At 43.9% G+C, this 14,901-nt stretch carries 15 protein-coding genes; 11 read left to right on the forward strand and 4 right to left on the reverse strand.

The window, feature by feature from the left end:
* Nucleotides 1-499: 499 nt before the first annotated feature.
* From BM003_RS05710 to BM003_RS17355, 7 genes are all read left to right on the forward strand, one after another.
* Nucleotides 500-1,882, forward strand: a complete 1,383-nt coding sequence (locus BM003_RS05710; RefSeq protein WP_093671020.1) for a glycine--tRNA ligase — start codon at nucleotides 500-502, stop codon at nucleotides 1,880-1,882.
* 351 nt (nucleotides 1,883-2,233) lie between these two features.
* A complete protein-coding gene (locus tag BM003_RS05715) occupies nucleotides 2,234-2,452 on the forward strand; it encodes a DUF951 domain-containing protein (RefSeq protein ID WP_093671022.1) in 219 nt (72 codons plus the stop codon).
* 95 nt (nucleotides 2,453-2,547) lie between these two features.
* Complete coding sequence (gene ychF / locus BM003_RS05720) at nucleotides 2,548-3,648, forward strand: redox-regulated ATPase YchF (RefSeq protein ID WP_093671024.1); 1,101 nt, start codon at nucleotides 2,548-2,550, stop codon at nucleotides 3,646-3,648.
* A 120-nt stretch (nucleotides 3,649-3,768) separates the two neighbouring features.
* A complete protein-coding gene (gene rpsF / locus BM003_RS05725) occupies nucleotides 3,769-4,074 on the forward strand; it encodes a 30S ribosomal protein S6 (protein WP_093671236.1) in 306 nt (101 codons plus the stop codon).
* Between the two features lie 30 nt (nucleotides 4,075-4,104).
* The gene (gene ssb, locus BM003_RS05730) at nucleotides 4,105-4,629 is read left to right on the forward strand and encodes a single-stranded DNA-binding protein (RefSeq protein WP_093671026.1); all 525 of its coding nucleotides are present in this window, start codon (nucleotides 4,105-4,107) and stop codon (nucleotides 4,627-4,629) included.
* A 39-nt stretch (nucleotides 4,630-4,668) separates the two neighbouring features.
* Nucleotides 4,669-4,899 carry a 30S ribosomal protein S18 gene (gene rpsR, locus BM003_RS05735; protein ID WP_093671028.1) on the forward strand — a complete coding sequence of 77 codons (231 nt, stop codon included), beginning with the start codon at nucleotides 4,669-4,671 and terminating at the stop codon, nucleotides 4,897-4,899.
* A 162-nt stretch (nucleotides 4,900-5,061) separates the two neighbouring features.
* Complete coding sequence (locus tag BM003_RS17355) at nucleotides 5,062-5,274, forward strand: hypothetical protein (RefSeq protein ID WP_143128432.1); 213 nt, start codon at nucleotides 5,062-5,064, stop codon at nucleotides 5,272-5,274.
* Nucleotides 5,275-6,038: 764 nt separating this feature from the next.
* Here BM003_RS17355 and BM003_RS05740 read toward each other — a convergent pair.
* From BM003_RS05740 to BM003_RS05755, 4 genes are all read right to left on the reverse strand, one after another.
* Entirely contained in the window at nucleotides 6,039-6,608 is a 570-nt protein-coding gene (locus BM003_RS05740) for a DUF420 domain-containing protein (protein WP_093671030.1), read from the reverse strand.
* A gap of 97 nt (nucleotides 6,609-6,705) precedes the next feature.
* Nucleotides 6,706-7,365: an HD domain-containing protein gene (locus BM003_RS05745; protein WP_093671032.1), complete on the reverse strand. Its 660-nt coding sequence runs from the start codon at nucleotides 7,363-7,365 to the stop codon at nucleotides 6,706-6,708.
* 76 nt (nucleotides 7,366-7,441) lie between these two features.
* Nucleotides 7,442-7,912 carry a chemotaxis protein CheW gene (locus BM003_RS05750; protein WP_245734090.1) on the reverse strand — a complete coding sequence of 157 codons (471 nt, stop codon included), beginning with the start codon at nucleotides 7,910-7,912 and terminating at the stop codon, nucleotides 7,442-7,444.
* 135 nt (nucleotides 7,913-8,047) lie between these two features.
* Nucleotides 8,048-8,983 carry a cation diffusion facilitator family transporter gene (locus tag BM003_RS05755; RefSeq protein ID WP_093671036.1) on the reverse strand — a complete coding sequence of 312 codons (936 nt, stop codon included), beginning with the start codon at nucleotides 8,981-8,983 and terminating at the stop codon, nucleotides 8,048-8,050.
* A gap of 708 nt (nucleotides 8,984-9,691) precedes the next feature.
* On the opposite strand from BM003_RS05755, the gene BM003_RS05760 reads away from it, so the two are divergent.
* The 4 genes from BM003_RS05760 (at nucleotide 9,692) to dnaB (ending at nucleotide 14,808) form a co-directional block, all read left to right on the forward strand.
* A complete protein-coding gene (locus tag BM003_RS05760) occupies nucleotides 9,692-10,636 on the forward strand; it encodes a YybS family protein (protein ID WP_093671038.1) in 945 nt (314 codons plus the stop codon).
* Nucleotides 10,637-10,948: 312 nt separating this feature from the next.
* A complete protein-coding gene (locus BM003_RS05765; protein ID WP_093671238.1) occupies nucleotides 10,949-12,928 on the forward strand; it encodes a DHH family phosphoesterase in 1,980 nt (659 codons plus the stop codon).
* On the forward strand, nucleotides 12,928-13,371 hold the full coding sequence (gene rplI / locus BM003_RS05770) for a 50S ribosomal protein L9 (RefSeq protein WP_093671040.1): 444 nt from the start codon (nucleotides 12,928-12,930) through the stop codon (nucleotides 13,369-13,371). The genes BM003_RS05765 and rplI overlap by 1 nt, the downstream gene beginning before the upstream one ends.
* A 66-nt stretch (nucleotides 13,372-13,437) precedes the next feature.
* The gene (gene dnaB, locus BM003_RS05775; RefSeq protein WP_093671042.1) at nucleotides 13,438-14,808 is read left to right on the forward strand and encodes a replicative DNA helicase; all 1,371 of its coding nucleotides are present in this window, start codon (nucleotides 13,438-13,440) and stop codon (nucleotides 14,806-14,808) included.
* Nucleotides 14,809-14,901: the final 93 nt, after the last annotated feature.

Here is a 14,901-nt window from a genome sequence, read left to right on the forward strand (position 1 = left end):
CAAGTATCCACAGTATATGAGAATACTTGCTTTTTTATACAACAAGAACATACGAAATCGTAAAAGATTAGCGGCAGCAGTATAGGGGGCGGCGCATAAGGAATGTCGACTCATCCAAGGGCTGGGTAAAGCCGGGTTTACTAAAGCAAAGCATCTGAGCGTATCTTGATATAATAAAAAACAATGAGTGTGCTAAAAACCTGTCTTTTTCAAACAAAATAGGATATACTATGTATCAGAAAATGATGACTATCGTTTAGTTAAATTTAGGCGATGAAGGAAAGGAGTACCTATTGCAGCTGTATTTAGCGATTCAGGAAAAGTGGGAGCCTGATTGCAGCGCGTGGGGAAGGCGTTCTTGAGCCATAGCATGACAGAGCGGGTGCGGATTATTCGCATCAATTAGGGTGGAACCGCGTGAGCAAATAAAAGCTTTCGTCCCTAGGCATTGGGCCTAGTTGGATGAAAGCTTATTTTATTTATAAAGGAGAAAAAAGACATGAGCAAAACAATGGAACAGATTGTGAATCTTGCCAAGCAACGAGGAATTATATTCCCAGGATCAGAAATATATGGTGGGTTAGCGAACACGTGGGATTACGGCCCGATCGGCGTCGAGCTGAAGAATAATGTGAAGAAAGCATGGTGGAAAAAATTTGTACAGGAGTCTCCTTATAACGTAGGACTCGACGCAGCTATCTTGATGAACCCAAAGACTTGGGAAGCATCAGGACACATTACGAACTTTAATGATCCGATGATTGATTGTAAAAAATGTAAATCACGTTTTCGTGCAGATAAGCTCATTGAAGCCAACATTCCGCAAGCAGAGCTCCCCGGACCCGTTGACGGCCTGACATTTGATACGATGGCACAGCTTATTGAAGACCATCATATTCCTTGCCCGGAGTGCGGCGAACATGATTTCACGTCCATCCGTCAGTTTAACTTAATGTTTAAGACATACCAGGGTGTGACGGAAACGGCAAAGGACGAGATCTATCTTCGTCCGGAAACTGCCCAAGGTATTTTCGTGAACTTTAAAAATGTACAGCGCACAATGCGGAAAAAGATTCCGTTTGGTATTGGTCAAGTTGGTAAGTCATTTCGTAATGAAATTACACCGGGAAACTTTACATTCCGAACGAGAGAATTTGAACAACTTGAATTGGAATTCTTCTGCAAACCGGGCGATGATCAGAAATGGTTTCAGTACTGGCGAACTTTTGGCTATGAATGGCTGAAATCCTTGAACGTAAAGGAAGAAAATATACGGCTGCGTGATCATGAAAAAGAAGAATTGCCGCACTACAGCAACGCAACGACGGATATTGAATATTTGTTCCCATTCGGATGGGGCGAGCTGTCCAGCCTGTCCTCACGTACTGATTATGACCTTCACCGTCATATGGAGGTATCCGGTCAGGATCTTCAATACATTGATCAGAATAATAATGAACGTTATATCCCTTATGTTATTGAGCCGTCACTTGGCGCCGATCGCGTAACGCTCGCATTCCTGGCCGAAGCCTATGAAGAAGAGACAATCAGCGAAAACGATACACGAACTGTACTGCATTTTCACCCAGCTTTGGCGCCGTATAAGGCTGCCATTCTTCCACTTTCGAAGAAGCTAAGCGAAGAAGCGAGAGCTGTGTATCAAGAACTTGCGAAAGATTATATGGTTGACTATGATGAGACCGGTTCGATCGGTAAACGTTATCGCCGTCAGGACGAGATCGGCACACCGTTCTGTATCACCTACGACTTTGATTCAAAAGAAGATGGCAAAGTGACCGTGCGTGACCGCGACACAATGGATCAGGAAAGGTTGCCTATTAGCGAACTTGCTGCATTTCTGAAAGAAAAAACAGCCTTTTAATTAGAATAGTTTTCAAGCCTATTTGATCCAAGTACTGCTTTGCAGTACTTTAAAAGATAAAAAAAGAATATGAATTTGGTCTTTCGGATACTGGGATAAGCGGCATTTTATTGATAAATCGTTCCCAGAGCGCGAAAGTGCGAGACGCCTGTGGGCGAGCCTCTGTTGATTGCGAGTCAGGGGAGATCCTGCAGATAATCGTCTGTTCAAGGAAGCTACCGGACCGCCCGTGTCAAGCGAGCAGCTGAAGTGTTCGTTCAAGCGTAGGGTTAAAGCCGCATCCAGCGGAATCAATGAGCAAGTTTGCCCGATTTTTCTTAAGGTACTATGGTCAACAAAGGAGGATGGATGATGCCGAATCCCCGTATCAGTTTTGATTTGAATGATGTCGTTGAAATGAAGAAGCCGCATCCATGCGGAGATAATAAATGGAAAATCATTCGTATGGGTGCGGATATTCGTATTAAGTGCCTCGGTTGTGGACACAGTGTCCTAATGCCAAGAAGTGAATTTCAGCGAAAAATTAAAAAGATTCTTGAGCGTGGACCAAAAATTGAAGAGAATGAATGAAGGCAGGAACTGCAAGGACAGGCTGAAAATGACTGTTCAGCTTGATTATTTGTTAGCACACACGTGGAAAGAGAAACCCAGGGGGTTGAATGTAAATGAGCTTGACAACAGGTATTGTTGGGTTGCCCAACGTTGGCAAATCAACATTGTTTAATGCGATTACACAGGCCGGAGCAGAAATGGCCAATTATCCGTTTTGCACCATTGAACCGAATGTCGGGATCGTCAGTGTACCCGATGTACGTCTTAATAAATTGAATGAAATGTATCATCCGAAGAAGACAATTCCGACAACTTTTGAATTCACAGACATCGCCGGATTGGTTAAGGGCGCAAGTAAAGGTGAAGGGTTAGGAAATCAATTTTTGGCTAATATTCGTCAAGTAGATGCGATATCTCATGTAGTGCGCTGCTTTGAGGATAAGAACATTACCCATGTTTCCGGAAAAATAGACCCGATTGATGACATTGAAACCATCAATCTTGAACTCGTTTTGTCTGATATGGAGCAGGTCAATAAGCGTATCGATCGGGTTGGAAAATTGGCAAAACAGAAAGATAAAGCCTCAATCGTGGAGTTTTCTGCTCTTCAGAAATTAAAAGAAGCATTTGAAGAAGGAAAACCGGCTAGGCATGTTGCGTTGACAGAAGATGAAGAAGCGGCAATAAAGCCTTTTAACTTCCTGACGAATAAGCCGGTTCTGTATGTTGCTAATACATCTGAAGATGATGTCGCTGCGCCTGATGACAACCCATATGTTCAAGCAGTTAAGGAGTTTGCTGAGAAGGACGGATCTGAAGTGGTTGTAATATCTGCGCGAATCGAATCCGAAATTGCAGAACTTGATGGCGAAGAAAAAGAAGTATTCCTAGAAGAATTGGGCCTAGACGCTTCAGGACTTGATCGCTTAATTGCCAAATCCTATGATCTGCTTGGATTGGCCACCTATTTTACCGCAGGTGAGAAAGAGGTGCGTGCTTGGACATTCAGTAAGGGAACGAAAGCCCCACAAGCCGCAGGCATTATTCACTCGGATTTTGAACGTGGCTTTATCCGCGCTGAAATCGTTTCTTATGAAGATCTGATTCTTGCTGGTTCGGAGGCAGCCGCTAAAGAAATGGGGCGCCTCCGCCTTGAAGGAAAAGATTACGTGATGCAAGATGGAGATATCGTCAATTTTAGATTCAACGTATAATTCGGATTGAAAAAACTTGAATCATTGGGCAAGTTATGCTATCATATTTACCTATGAGTGAGTAAACTTGCTCTCTGCTCCATTACTGGAGCCGTTTAGTCCAAGGGGAGGTGAATGATTGTGCGCGAATATGAAATTATGTACATCCTCCGTCCGGATTTGGAAGAAGAACAGGAAAAAGCCGTTAAGGAAAAACTGGCTTCCATTCTGACGGATAATGGCGCAGAAATCAATGAGGTCAAGGAACTGGGAAAACGTCGTTTAGCTTATGAAATCAATGACGTGAACACGGGTACCTATGTTGTTCTGTATGTAAACGCCGGCAGCGAAGCAATTAACGAATTTGATCGTCTTGTTAAGATCAATGACGACGTGCTTCGTTTCATGACGATTAAAGATGAACGCAAACCTGCAGAAGCGAAATAATCGATTTGAAAAGAAAGGAGAGTGGTCCTGATGATCAATCGTGTTGTTTTGGTTGGCCGGCTGACGAAAAATCCCGAATTGCGGTACACACCGAATGGCGTTGCTGTTACCAGCTTCACCATCGCTGTGAATCGGCCGTTTTCGAACCAACAAGGGGAACGAGAGGCTGATTTCATACCTGTCGTTGTGTGGAGAAGGCAGGCTGAGAACGCGGCAAACTTCCTGCAAAAAGGAAGTCTGGCAGGCGTTGATGGTCGGATTCAGACACGCAGTTATGAGAATAATGAAGGGCGACGCGTGTATATAACCGAAGTAATCGCTGATAGTGTGCAATTTCTTGAACCGAAAGGCGCAAGACATGCTGACGGCGGTAACAGTTATGCACCGAGCGCTCCGCAACCTTCAAACCAGTCAAGCCAGCAGCGTGGCGGTTATGCGCCGTCCAATAACCAGAGCACGAGCGGCGGTCAAAACCAGGGTGCTCCTTCTTTTGATGATCCTTTCGCGGGCGACAGTAAACCGATTGATATATCGGATGACGATTTGCCGTTCTGATTTGAACGATTCAATTGAAAATTAGGGGAGGTGCCGAATATGGCAGAACGCCGCTCACGTGGTAAGCGCCGTAAAGTATGTTTCTTTACCGTTAATCACATTACTTATATTGACTATAAGGATGTTGATTTGCTTCGCCGATTCATTTCTGAACGAGGAAAGATTTTGCCTCGTCGTGTAACTGGAACAAGCGCGAAGTACCAACGTCAATTGACAAAAGCGATCAAACGCGCGCGTCAAATGGCTTTGCTTCCGTACACAACGGAATGATGATTGTAAATGAAGAGGTTGTCTCATGGGCTTTACTAAGCTCTGAGACAACCTTTTTTTCATAAGTAAAGAACGTGATTTTGCCCTGTATCAAACCAATAAAACAGTGTCTTGGTCGGGAATCAAAGCGGAGGTGCGAGGGCGCCTGCGGGAGCGTCGCTATTGATCGCGTGCCGGCGAGACCCCACAGACACCGGTTTGCTCGATGAGGCTCGCGGTGCGCACGCGGCAAGCGAGCAACCGAAGCGACGATTCAGAACAATAAAGACACGAACCAATGACACATGGCTGGAGATTAGCGACCGGCCGCTTTTTGTCCGGTTTTTCCCACAGGTAAAGAAAGTTTACTGTTTTGCCTTGCCGGTACGACGATAAGGTCATAAGATTCGGTTGAGCGATCAGGTAAGCGCCCAATCTGAGAAATAAACGGAAAACTTCCGCTTAATCACAAAATGAATGAAAAAATTGCTTAAATAGACGGAGAAATTCCGCTTATCGAATCGAAAAACGTGAAAATGGAGGGTTTTTCTGTGAATAAGCGGAAAAATTCCTCTTATGTACCTGTAAAACAAGCGCCAGGATGCATATAACCGGAAAATCTCCGCTTATTTTATTCTGGCCGCGTTACTTAATTAAGGATCAAAATGATTTATTAGAAAACTTGGCTTCGCCAAGCCCCTGGCGAAGGCGAAGACTTAGTTGCGACGGCCATGGACGGCCTAGTGTCCGATGAGCCGCAGGACGCGGCGTTTTTTCGGACCGCTTACACTCGTTTCCTTTAAATGTTTTCTTATACTTTCCTACCAGTGTGGAACAGAAATGTCTGTTCACGCACAAGGTTGATGATTCAAAACGGTATTTGGAGCAGAGGAATTTTCGTATGTAAGGAACCTTCGCTAATGATGCATATGTCCTGCAAGCAACGCGAAGGCCACCGCATCCTGCGAAAGTAAAGACCAAGTGCTCTTTCCCGGTTTTTCAAACCACAAAAATGACTTAAGCATAGTAACTAGGTAAATTATTTCATGCAGGTAATCTTATGATTCGGTTGCACTGTAATTGACAGTGAAAATAAAAACCCTCGGAAATCGGATTTTATTGTCCGACTTCCGAGGGTCAGTTCATACTGAAACCTTTTATTAATAATACGGTGCCATCATCACGTAGACGATAACCCCGGTCAGGCTTACATAGAGCCAGATTGGCATTGTCCAACGAACAATACGCTTGTGTTTTCCAATTTGCATGGTCCATCCCCATATAAGGGAAAACAAAGCGAGGGGAACAACAAAAGCAGCCAGTATACTATGCGTAATCAGGATAAAGAAATAGATCGGACGAACAATACCATCGCCTCCATAGTGCGGGGGCGGTGCGAGGTAATGGAAAGATAAATAAGATACTAAGAACAGGAGCGTCGACGTAAATGCCGCGAGAATAAATCCACGGTGTACATTTATCTTCTTATTTTTTATCGCCACCAGAGCGGCGACGAGAAAAATAAACGTAAAACTATTAAAAACCGCGTTAAATCGTGGAAGCAAATAAACATCAAATCCGATATGCCCTTTGTAGCCGATGAACGGGGCAAAAAACAGCAGTAGGATGAATGCGTCGGCGACCACGGAAAAGGCGAGAATAGACAGGACATAGTGTTTGTTGCGCTTAGCTTTGTCCTTCTCGTCTTGCAAATTTATTTGTTTCTGCATGACCAGCCAACCCCTTTTGTCACAAAACAGACACATTTACTCTATCATAAGAGAGATTCAGAGGTTAATCAAGAAAAATGTTTGATCAAGAAGCCGTTTAGTCCTTTTGTGATGGGGTATTTTTCTTTGTACGCAGCAGCTGTTCGGTAATCGATTTAATTCGGGTATGAGAAGTAATTTCTTCTTCGATCATTTCTTTAAGAATCACAGTGATAAAATAACGAACGGACACCATATCGCTAAATTGAACGATTGAAGTAAGTGCTTCCTTATAAATTTGAAAAAACAGAGGTTCAGGATTGCCCTTTTGGATTTCTCCATAGGCTTCATAGAGTAAATCAATTTTATCAGCGACGGCAAGTATCCGTCCTTCAAGTGATCGATCCTTACCCTCTTTGAAGCGTGCTTCATAGACTTGACGGAATTCCTTTGGAAATTCTTTGTTTAGATATTCCTTCGTCATTGTCCCTTCAACTTGGGAAAATAATTCTCTAAGCTTAGGCAGTGCATACTTTACCGGTGTTTTAATGTCACCTGTAAAAAGTTCTGAGTAATCATGGTTGATCGCTTTTTCGTAAACTGTTTTCCAGTCCACATTTTGTCCGTTCTCCGCCTCGACAGTTGCCAAAAATTGAACGATCGTGGCAACTTTAAATGAATGGCTGGCAACAGAGTGTTCTTGGTATTTAAAAACGCCTGGACAGCGGTAAATGCCTTCCAGGTCAGATAAGCTTTGAAAGTATTTATGAATTCCCATAAATGTCTCCTCCCGCTTAAACATGTATTTGATTTGCAATACGACAACAGATCAACGCGTAATCTCAATCCGTTGGTCAATAACCGATTTTTTCACGTTCCTCAGTGTTCAATCCGGAAGTAAAATTGATCAGTTTAGATATGCTGATCAACGGCAGAACTTTGTCCTCTAAGGCAACCTGTTTTGCTAAAAGTTGGTGTGGGTTTGCGTCATCCTCGGTTATAGTGACCAGCTGACTGACTTCGAAAGAGAATGTATCGCCAACGGCATCAATGTCCAATGCTACGGGTTCCGATCCTAAAGCACAAATCACATATTTTTTGTCTTTATTTGTGAATGGATTTTCCGAAGCATGGAAAATCTGTCTTAATGAGAGAAGCGGAATAATCGTGCCTCTCAATGAAATCAAGCCAGCAAAAAAGGGATGAGTAACGGGTACGCTTAGAATTGATATCGGTTCAATAATTTCTTGAACATCCTTAATTAGTACGCCGACTTCTTGAGTGCCAACAAATAATGTAATACCTGAATACTCTTCGGAATCCACTGCCAAAATCCATCACCTCAATAACTAATGAGAAAATGCCCCAACCAAAAATGGTGAGAACGCAAACTCTCTTTATAATCTATTTCGAACTTTGATTAAGATTACTTAATAGTGTAAACGAAAAATACATGTTCGTCATTTGTTTTTCAGATGAGGCACCGAATCCGGCTCAACTAATTCTCTGCCTTCATACCATGGGTTGATGTGAATCAGTACTTCCTCTACATCCGGATAGATACGAAGCATTTTTGTTCGGATTGCCTCGGTAAGGTCATCGCCTTCTTGAATGGTATAGGAGGCGGGAATACGAATCTGCGCGTCGATAAGTACTGCGTTTCCGTGTTCACGGGCACGTAGTATATCAATTTTTTTCACTTCGGGAAATGAAAGAAAGACTTCGCTGTATTTTTCCTGCGCGTTCTCATCGACACTGCTTTCCATCAACACATTTGTCGCTTTGATGATCATGACAATGGCAATTCTCAAGATCAAAATGGATACAACGATGCCGGCGACCGGGTCTCCAAAGTGTGTATAAGGGATATTAAGGACACTGCCGATCCAGCCGATGCCCAGACCAAGAGCCGCAGCGATTGACGCGTAAATATCTGCAAGGTGATCGGCGGCAGTTGCATGTAAACTTTTGCTGTGATAGCGATAAGCGGCTTTATTCGTGTAAAGGTATAAGAGCCATTTCCACAGAGCAGAGACAAGAGCCGCGATGAATGCCCACAAGCTGACAGAAGATATGGGTCCAAATAACGCTTTGACAGCCTCGTATGAAAGAAACAAAGCGGCAACAATCAAGACGATTGAAATAAAGGCGGTTGAAATATCTTCCGCTTTTCCGTGACCGTAAGGGTGTTCGCGGTCGGCCGGGTGGTTGGAGAGTTTCATTGAACCAATTGTGGCTATGGAAGCAATCACGTCGCCTCCGTTATGCACGCCATCGGCAACAAGAGCAGTACTATGGAAAATCAATCCGAAGATGATTTTTATCAAAGTTAAAAGTAAGTTGCTTACCAGACTGACCCATGCGGTAAGCAGTGCTTTTGGTCCTTCATAGGTCATAATGATTCACACTCCTTAAATTGTTTACCCAAGGCAAGTCGGGAAACAGAAAAGGCAATCCGCAAGCGGACCGCCTTTTTAAAAAAGTCTATTTTCACTGTTAAAGTATTCATAAGGATACCAACTCTCGTTGATAAAAGTAGTCAATAGCTTTGGTAAGGAAAACGGAAACAAGCCTGTAATCAAAAGGAAATGCAAGTCATCCACTAACGATAAAACGCTTTCTTTTGTTTTTAAGTTAACATTTTAATTATATGAATATCTCTTATAAATTGCAAGGAAAAGATCACCTCTTTCAATAAAAAGTGCTTTTGTATTATAATGAAAATTATGGGGTTTCAAAGTCGTCCTATTCATTAAGACGAACAGCCCGCTTGTTCATAAGCGGAAGCAGGCAAATTTCGATTGTGACCAATTGCTTGCCGTTCATTGAGGTGTTAATCCAGTGAATTTATATTAGAAAACGTGGCTTCGCCAAGCTTTAGCAAAGGCCAAGCCGTCGCGGCCATAATGGTCAGGGTCCGATGAGCCGCAGGATGTGGTGGGCTTCGGCGTTGCTCATAGGAAGTGAGCGCCGCTAGTCGAAGATCCGTTATTCGCCTGACCGCTTACACTCGTTTTCTTAACTTTTTTTATTTTTACCACTTTCTTACCAGCGTAAGAAAATGCGGGATTCTCCTGCAAAGCCCAAGCTTAAGAGGTGTTATTATGACTGATCGAAACGCTCTGATACGCGGAGCGCTTGCAACGATTTCATTATATCTTCTAATTGCTTTAACTTTTTTTATGCCTTATGTTTCATTGATTTCCGTGTGGTTTATTCCGTTGCCGCTTATGTTTCTCGCGGCCAAAGATGGCTGGAAGCACGCTCTATGCGGCTTCGGTCTCGGTGCTCTGTTTTTAGTGATCGTGGACCATTCGCTCTACTCATTGTTACCCATATTTTTTATGACTTTGGGTGTTGTACTTGGCTATGCGGTTTATTTGAAAAAATCTGCATTCGCACTCCTGCTTGTGGGGAGTCTGACCAACATTTCAGTGCTGATTGTTTATCTAGCAATGTCTGTTTTGATTTTTCACTTTAATCCGGTTACTGCCGTACAGTCCGCACTTAATGATTCGTTTCAGCAGGTTGTGAAGCAAATGGCACCGATATTGGAACAGAATACGGATGAATTGGCAACGCAATATCAGACGCAAATGGACAGTATTGTTCATCTCGCACCAGTGATTTTAATCGTAGTCGCCGTTTCCTATGCCCTAATTGTTGCCTTAATTAGCTTGCCGGTTTTACGGAAATTTAAGGTTGATGTGCCGCGCTGGGTTCCATTTCGTATGTGGCAAATGCCAAAAAGTATTATCTGGATCTATTTAATTGTCTTGTTTGCCGGTTGGTTTGGTATTGAGAAAGACACTCCTTTGTACACGGCGATGCTCAATATTGATGTTATCCTGCAAATATTGCTTGCAATTCAAGGGTTTAGTCTCATTTATTATTACGCCCATATTCGGAGATTTCCATTGATTGTGCCCATTTCGCTAACGCTATTAGCAGGCGTTTTCGGATTCTTGTTACTGCAAATGGTACGTATATTAGGTATAATTGACCTAGGTTTCAATCTTCGGAAGAAAATTGATCAGAAGAAGTCCTAATATATACAATGGGACCGTATTTACACTGATAAGAAAGTATAAAAAAATTAAAGATTCAAGGTAACGAGTGTAAGCGGTCCGAAAAAATGCCGCGTCCTGCGGCTCACCGGACACTAGGCCGTCCATGGCCGTCGCAACTAAGTCTTCGCCTCCGCCAGAGGCTTGGCGAAGCCAAGTTTTCTAATAGTTAATTCATTGAAAATTACTACATTCATAGGCCAACAAGAATATCTAATGTTGTGTTTACTCAATTTATGAACCATCTTCTCTCAGAATGATTGCGGAGAAATGCGGTTGCGGGAGCTGAATGATTTGGCGAACCAATTTAAACATCGATGGCGCAGTGATCTGCTCATAGTGATCGGGCTGCTGTTTCTTCTTTTTCTTGTATTCACAGCATTCTTAAATTGGTTGCTGTCCATTGCCGGACTTGTGCTTCTCGCCCTGTCCGTTTTGTGGTTCTTAGTTAACGAAAGACAATTCGACAAGGAATTGATTGAGTATGTGGCTGGTCTATCCTATCGGCTTAAGAAAGTCGGTAATGAAGCGCTGCTTAATATGCCGATTGGTATTCTTTTGTATGATGAGTCAGAACGGGTGGAATGGTGCAATCCTTATCTCAACCAAATCGCGGATGAGAGCCGAAAAACGGTCATCGGACGCCCGCTGCATGAGGTTTCGGAGCTGCTGAGCAAGCTGATTGCTTCAGACAAGGAATCAATGATCGTCGCATTGAACGAACGGCAATATCGTGTGCGCTTAAAGCGACCGGAACGCCTGCTGTATTTTACCGATATTACGGATGTCTTGGAAATAAAGAAACAGTATTACAATGAAAAAACAGTGCTTGCCTTGATTTTTTTGGATAATTATGATGAAGTGACGCAAGGGCTCGAAGATCAGGTGCGAAGCACAATTAATAATGAAACAACGACGATCATTAAGACGTGGGCGTCTGAGCACGGTATTTATTTGCGCCGAACAGCATCAGATCGTTTTCTTGCCATCTTGAATGAACGTCTGCTTCACTCTATAGAAGAAGAACATTTCTCGATACTTGATAAGGTACGGGAAATTACGGTTCCGCTCAGCCATATTCCTTTGACCCTAAGTGTTGGCGTTGGTGCGGGTACAGCTTCACTAGAAGATTTGGGAAGCTATGCTCAATCCGCGTTGGACTTGGGGCTGGGACGAGGAGGAGACCAGGCGGTTATTAAACGTCCGGATGGAGATGTCCGTTTCTATGGAGGAAAATCGAATCCGGTGGAAAAGAGGACAAGGGTACGCGCGCGCGTTATTTCACACGCATTGTCTGAATTGATGTTGGAAAGTGATCAAGTGATGGTTATGGGACATCAGGCACCGGATTTGGATTCTATTGGCTCGTGTATCGGCATTTTGAAAATTGCTCATGCCAATGGACGAAGCGCAAAAATCATCATGGATCAGACACGTAATGTTTCCGGGGTCGCAAGGCTGATTGATGAACTCAAGAAGCAGAAGAACTTGTGGTCGAACTTCATCACCGAAGGTCAGGCTGCCGATCAGATAACGAGAAGGACATTGGTTGTTGTCGTTGATACACATCGTCCGTCTATGGTTGCTGATCCACCATTGCTCGCAAGCAGCCATCGTATTGTTGTCATTGACCATCATCGCAGGGCTGAAGAATTTATTAAAGATCCGGTTCTGGTGTATATGGAACCGTATGCCTCTTCGACAGCCGAATTGGTTACAGAGCTGCTCGAATATCAGCCGAATGAACGACCTTTGGACCTAATTGAGGCGACGGCGATGCTTGGCGGGATTGCCGTCGATACCAAGAATTTCACACTCAGAACTGGATTCCGAACATTTGACGCAGCATCTTATTTACGCGCACATGGCGCAGATACAATTTTGGTACAGAAGTTTCTCTGTGATGATTTGGATCAGTTTAATCAGCGGGCAGAATTAATTCGAAGGACACATTTGTATAGGCAGAATGTTGCAATGGCGGTGGGCGACAGCGATCACATCTATGATCAAGTACTCCTTGCACAGACTGCTGACACAATGTTAATGCTCGAGGGGATTCGAACTTCGTTTGTCATCGGCAAACGGACAGACGGACTAATTGGCGTAAGTGCCCGTTCACTCGGTGATTTGAATGTACAGGTGATCATGGAGAGTATTGGAGGCGGTGGCCATTTGAATAACGCGGCGACGCAGATGGCAGACACGACCATTGACGAAGCGACCGCACGCGTGAAACGCGCCATCGACCTGTATCTTGAAGGAGGTTTATCCTAATGAAAGTGATCTTTTTAAAAGATGTTAAAGGTAAAGGAAGTTTAGGCGAAATCAAAGATGTATCAGAAGGTTATGCACGTAACTATCTCTTGCCCAAGAAACTTGCGGTTGAAGCAAATAAAAGCAGCTTGAGCCAGCTGGAAGCTCAGAAGAAAAAGAAGCAAGAGCTTGAAGCGAATGAGCGGCATGAAGCGGAAGTACTTAAAGAAAAAATTGAAAAAATGACTATTGACATGAAGGCAAAGTCCGGCGAGGGAGGACGATTGTTTGGATCGATTACCAGCAAACAAATCGCCGCAGCCTTAAAGAAAGCTAATATTTCTATTGATAAGCGAAAAATAGATCTGCCGGAACCCATCCGAACTCTAGGCTACACAGATGTAGCGCTGAAGCTTCACTCGGATGTCCTCGCAACTGTAAAGGTTCATGTCACGGAAGAATAAGCGCGTTTCATCCGCCTTGCGCATGTACTTGGCGGATTTTAACGTTTCAAACGAAGGAGGCGTGCCATGAGTGACTTATTCGCTGACCGAGTTCCACCGCATAATATGGAGGCAGAGCAGGCGGTTTTAGGCGCAATTTTTCTTGAACCGTCAACGGTAATTACTGCTTCAGAATTGCTGGTGCCCGAAGATTTTTATCGGACAAGTCACCAGTTAATTTTTACTGTTATGCTGGACCTTTCAGAAAAAAATGAACCGGTCGATGTGGTTACAGTGACGAACGCGCTTCAAACGTCAAAGCGTCTTGAAGAGATTGGCGGCGTGTCCTATTTGGCTGAGCTCGCCGGATCGGCGCCGACTGCTGCAAACATTGAATACTACTCCACGATTGTTGCGGAGAAAGCAACCCTCAGGCGCTTGATCCGAACGGCAACACAAATTGTCTCGGATGGATACACTCGTGAAGAGGGTGTTGAAGGCATTCTTGATGAAGCGGAGAGGAAAATTCTTGAGGTCGCCGAACGAAAGCGCACCGGTGAATTTCAGTCAATTAAAGATGTGTTGATTGAGACTTACGACAACATCGAAATGCTGCAGAGCCGTCATGACGATGTCACCGGCACGCCAACGGGTTTTCTCGAGCTTGACCGAATGACAGCGGGTTTCCAGAAAAGTGATCTCATTATTGTTGCCGCACGTCCTTCCGTGGGTAAAACGGCGTTCGCTCTAAATATTGCGCAGAATGTCGCCATCAAAAATGAAGCGAATGTTGCCATTTTCAGCCTTGAAATGGGTGCGAAACAACTGGCCATGCGTATGTTGTGCGCGGAAGGGAATATTAATGCTCAGAAACTGCGAACCGGCAGCCTAGAGGATGAAGATTGGCAGAAGCTGACTATGGCTATGGGAAGTTTGTCACGCGCGGGCATCTATATTGATGATTCGCCGGGTATCCGTGTCAATGATATCCGTTCAAAATGCCGCAGACTTAAGCAGGAAAAAGGGCTGGATATGGTTATTATTGACTATTTACAGCTGATTTTGGGCTCAGGAGGCGGAGGTAGACAAGAGAACCGTCAGCAGGAAGTATCAGAAATTTCGCGAACACTGAAAGCGATGGCTAGAGAGCTTGACGTGCCGGTTATTGCACTTTCGCAGCTGTCTCGTGGCGTGGAAGCGCGTCAGGATAAGCGGCCGATGATGAGTGATATTCGTGAGTCGGGAAGTATTGAACAGGATGCCGATATTGTAGCGTTTCTTTATCGTGATGATTATTACAACAAAGAAAGTGAAAAACAAAATATTATCGAGATTATCATTGCGAAACAACGTAACGGTCCGGTGGGTACCGTCGAACTGGCTTTTGTCAAAGAATATAGTAAATTCGTCAATATCGATCGGAAGCATAGCGATGACGATGTGCCAAGAGGTGCATGATCTTTTTTCTGAATCCGAACGATAAACAATATATTTTCCGGAACGTTCGTTTCTTCATTGACTTTTAAAACGATTACCTGTTAGACTAAACAG

Source organism: Sporolactobacillus nakayamae (assembly GCF_900113325.1).
Lineage (GTDB): Bacteria > Bacillota > Bacilli > Bacillales > Sporolactobacillaceae > Sporolactobacillus > Sporolactobacillus nakayamae.

Excerpts from the sequence above, each read along its gene's own strand:
- BM003_RS05710 (WP_093671020.1), top strand. The coding sequence starts at position 500 with ATGAGCAAAACAATGGAACAGATTGTGAATCTTGCCAAGCAACGAGGA.
- BM003_RS05715 (WP_093671022.1), top strand. The coding sequence starts at position 2,234 with ATGCCGAATCCCCGTATCAGTTTTGATTTGAATGATGTCGTTGAAATG.
- ychF (WP_093671024.1), top strand. The coding sequence starts at position 2,548 with ATGAGCTTGACAACAGGTATTGTTGGGTTGCCCAACGTTGGCAAATCA.
- ssb (WP_093671026.1), top strand. The coding sequence starts at position 4,105 with ATGATCAATCGTGTTGTTTTGGTTGGCCGGCTGACGAAAAATCCCGAA.
- rpsR (WP_093671028.1), top strand. The coding sequence starts at position 4,669 with ATGGCAGAACGCCGCTCACGTGGTAAGCGCCGTAAAGTATGTTTCTTT.
- BM003_RS05740 (WP_093671030.1), bottom strand. The coding sequence starts at position 6,608 with ATGCAGAAACAAATAAATTTGCAAGACGAGAAGGACAAAGCTAAGCGC.
- BM003_RS05745 (WP_093671032.1), bottom strand. The coding sequence starts at position 7,365 with ATGGGAATTCATAAATACTTTCAAAGCTTATCTGACCTGGAAGGCATT.
- BM003_RS05755 (WP_093671036.1), bottom strand. The coding sequence starts at position 8,983 with ATGACCTATGAAGGACCAAAAGCACTGCTTACCGCATGGGTCAGTCTG.
- BM003_RS05760 (WP_093671038.1), top strand. The coding sequence starts at position 9,692 with ATGACTGATCGAAACGCTCTGATACGCGGAGCGCTTGCAACGATTTCA.
- rplI (WP_093671040.1), top strand. The coding sequence starts at position 12,928 with ATGAAAGTGATCTTTTTAAAAGATGTTAAAGGTAAAGGAAGTTTAGGC.
- dnaB (WP_093671042.1), top strand. The coding sequence starts at position 13,438 with ATGAGTGACTTATTCGCTGACCGAGTTCCACCGCATAATATGGAGGCA.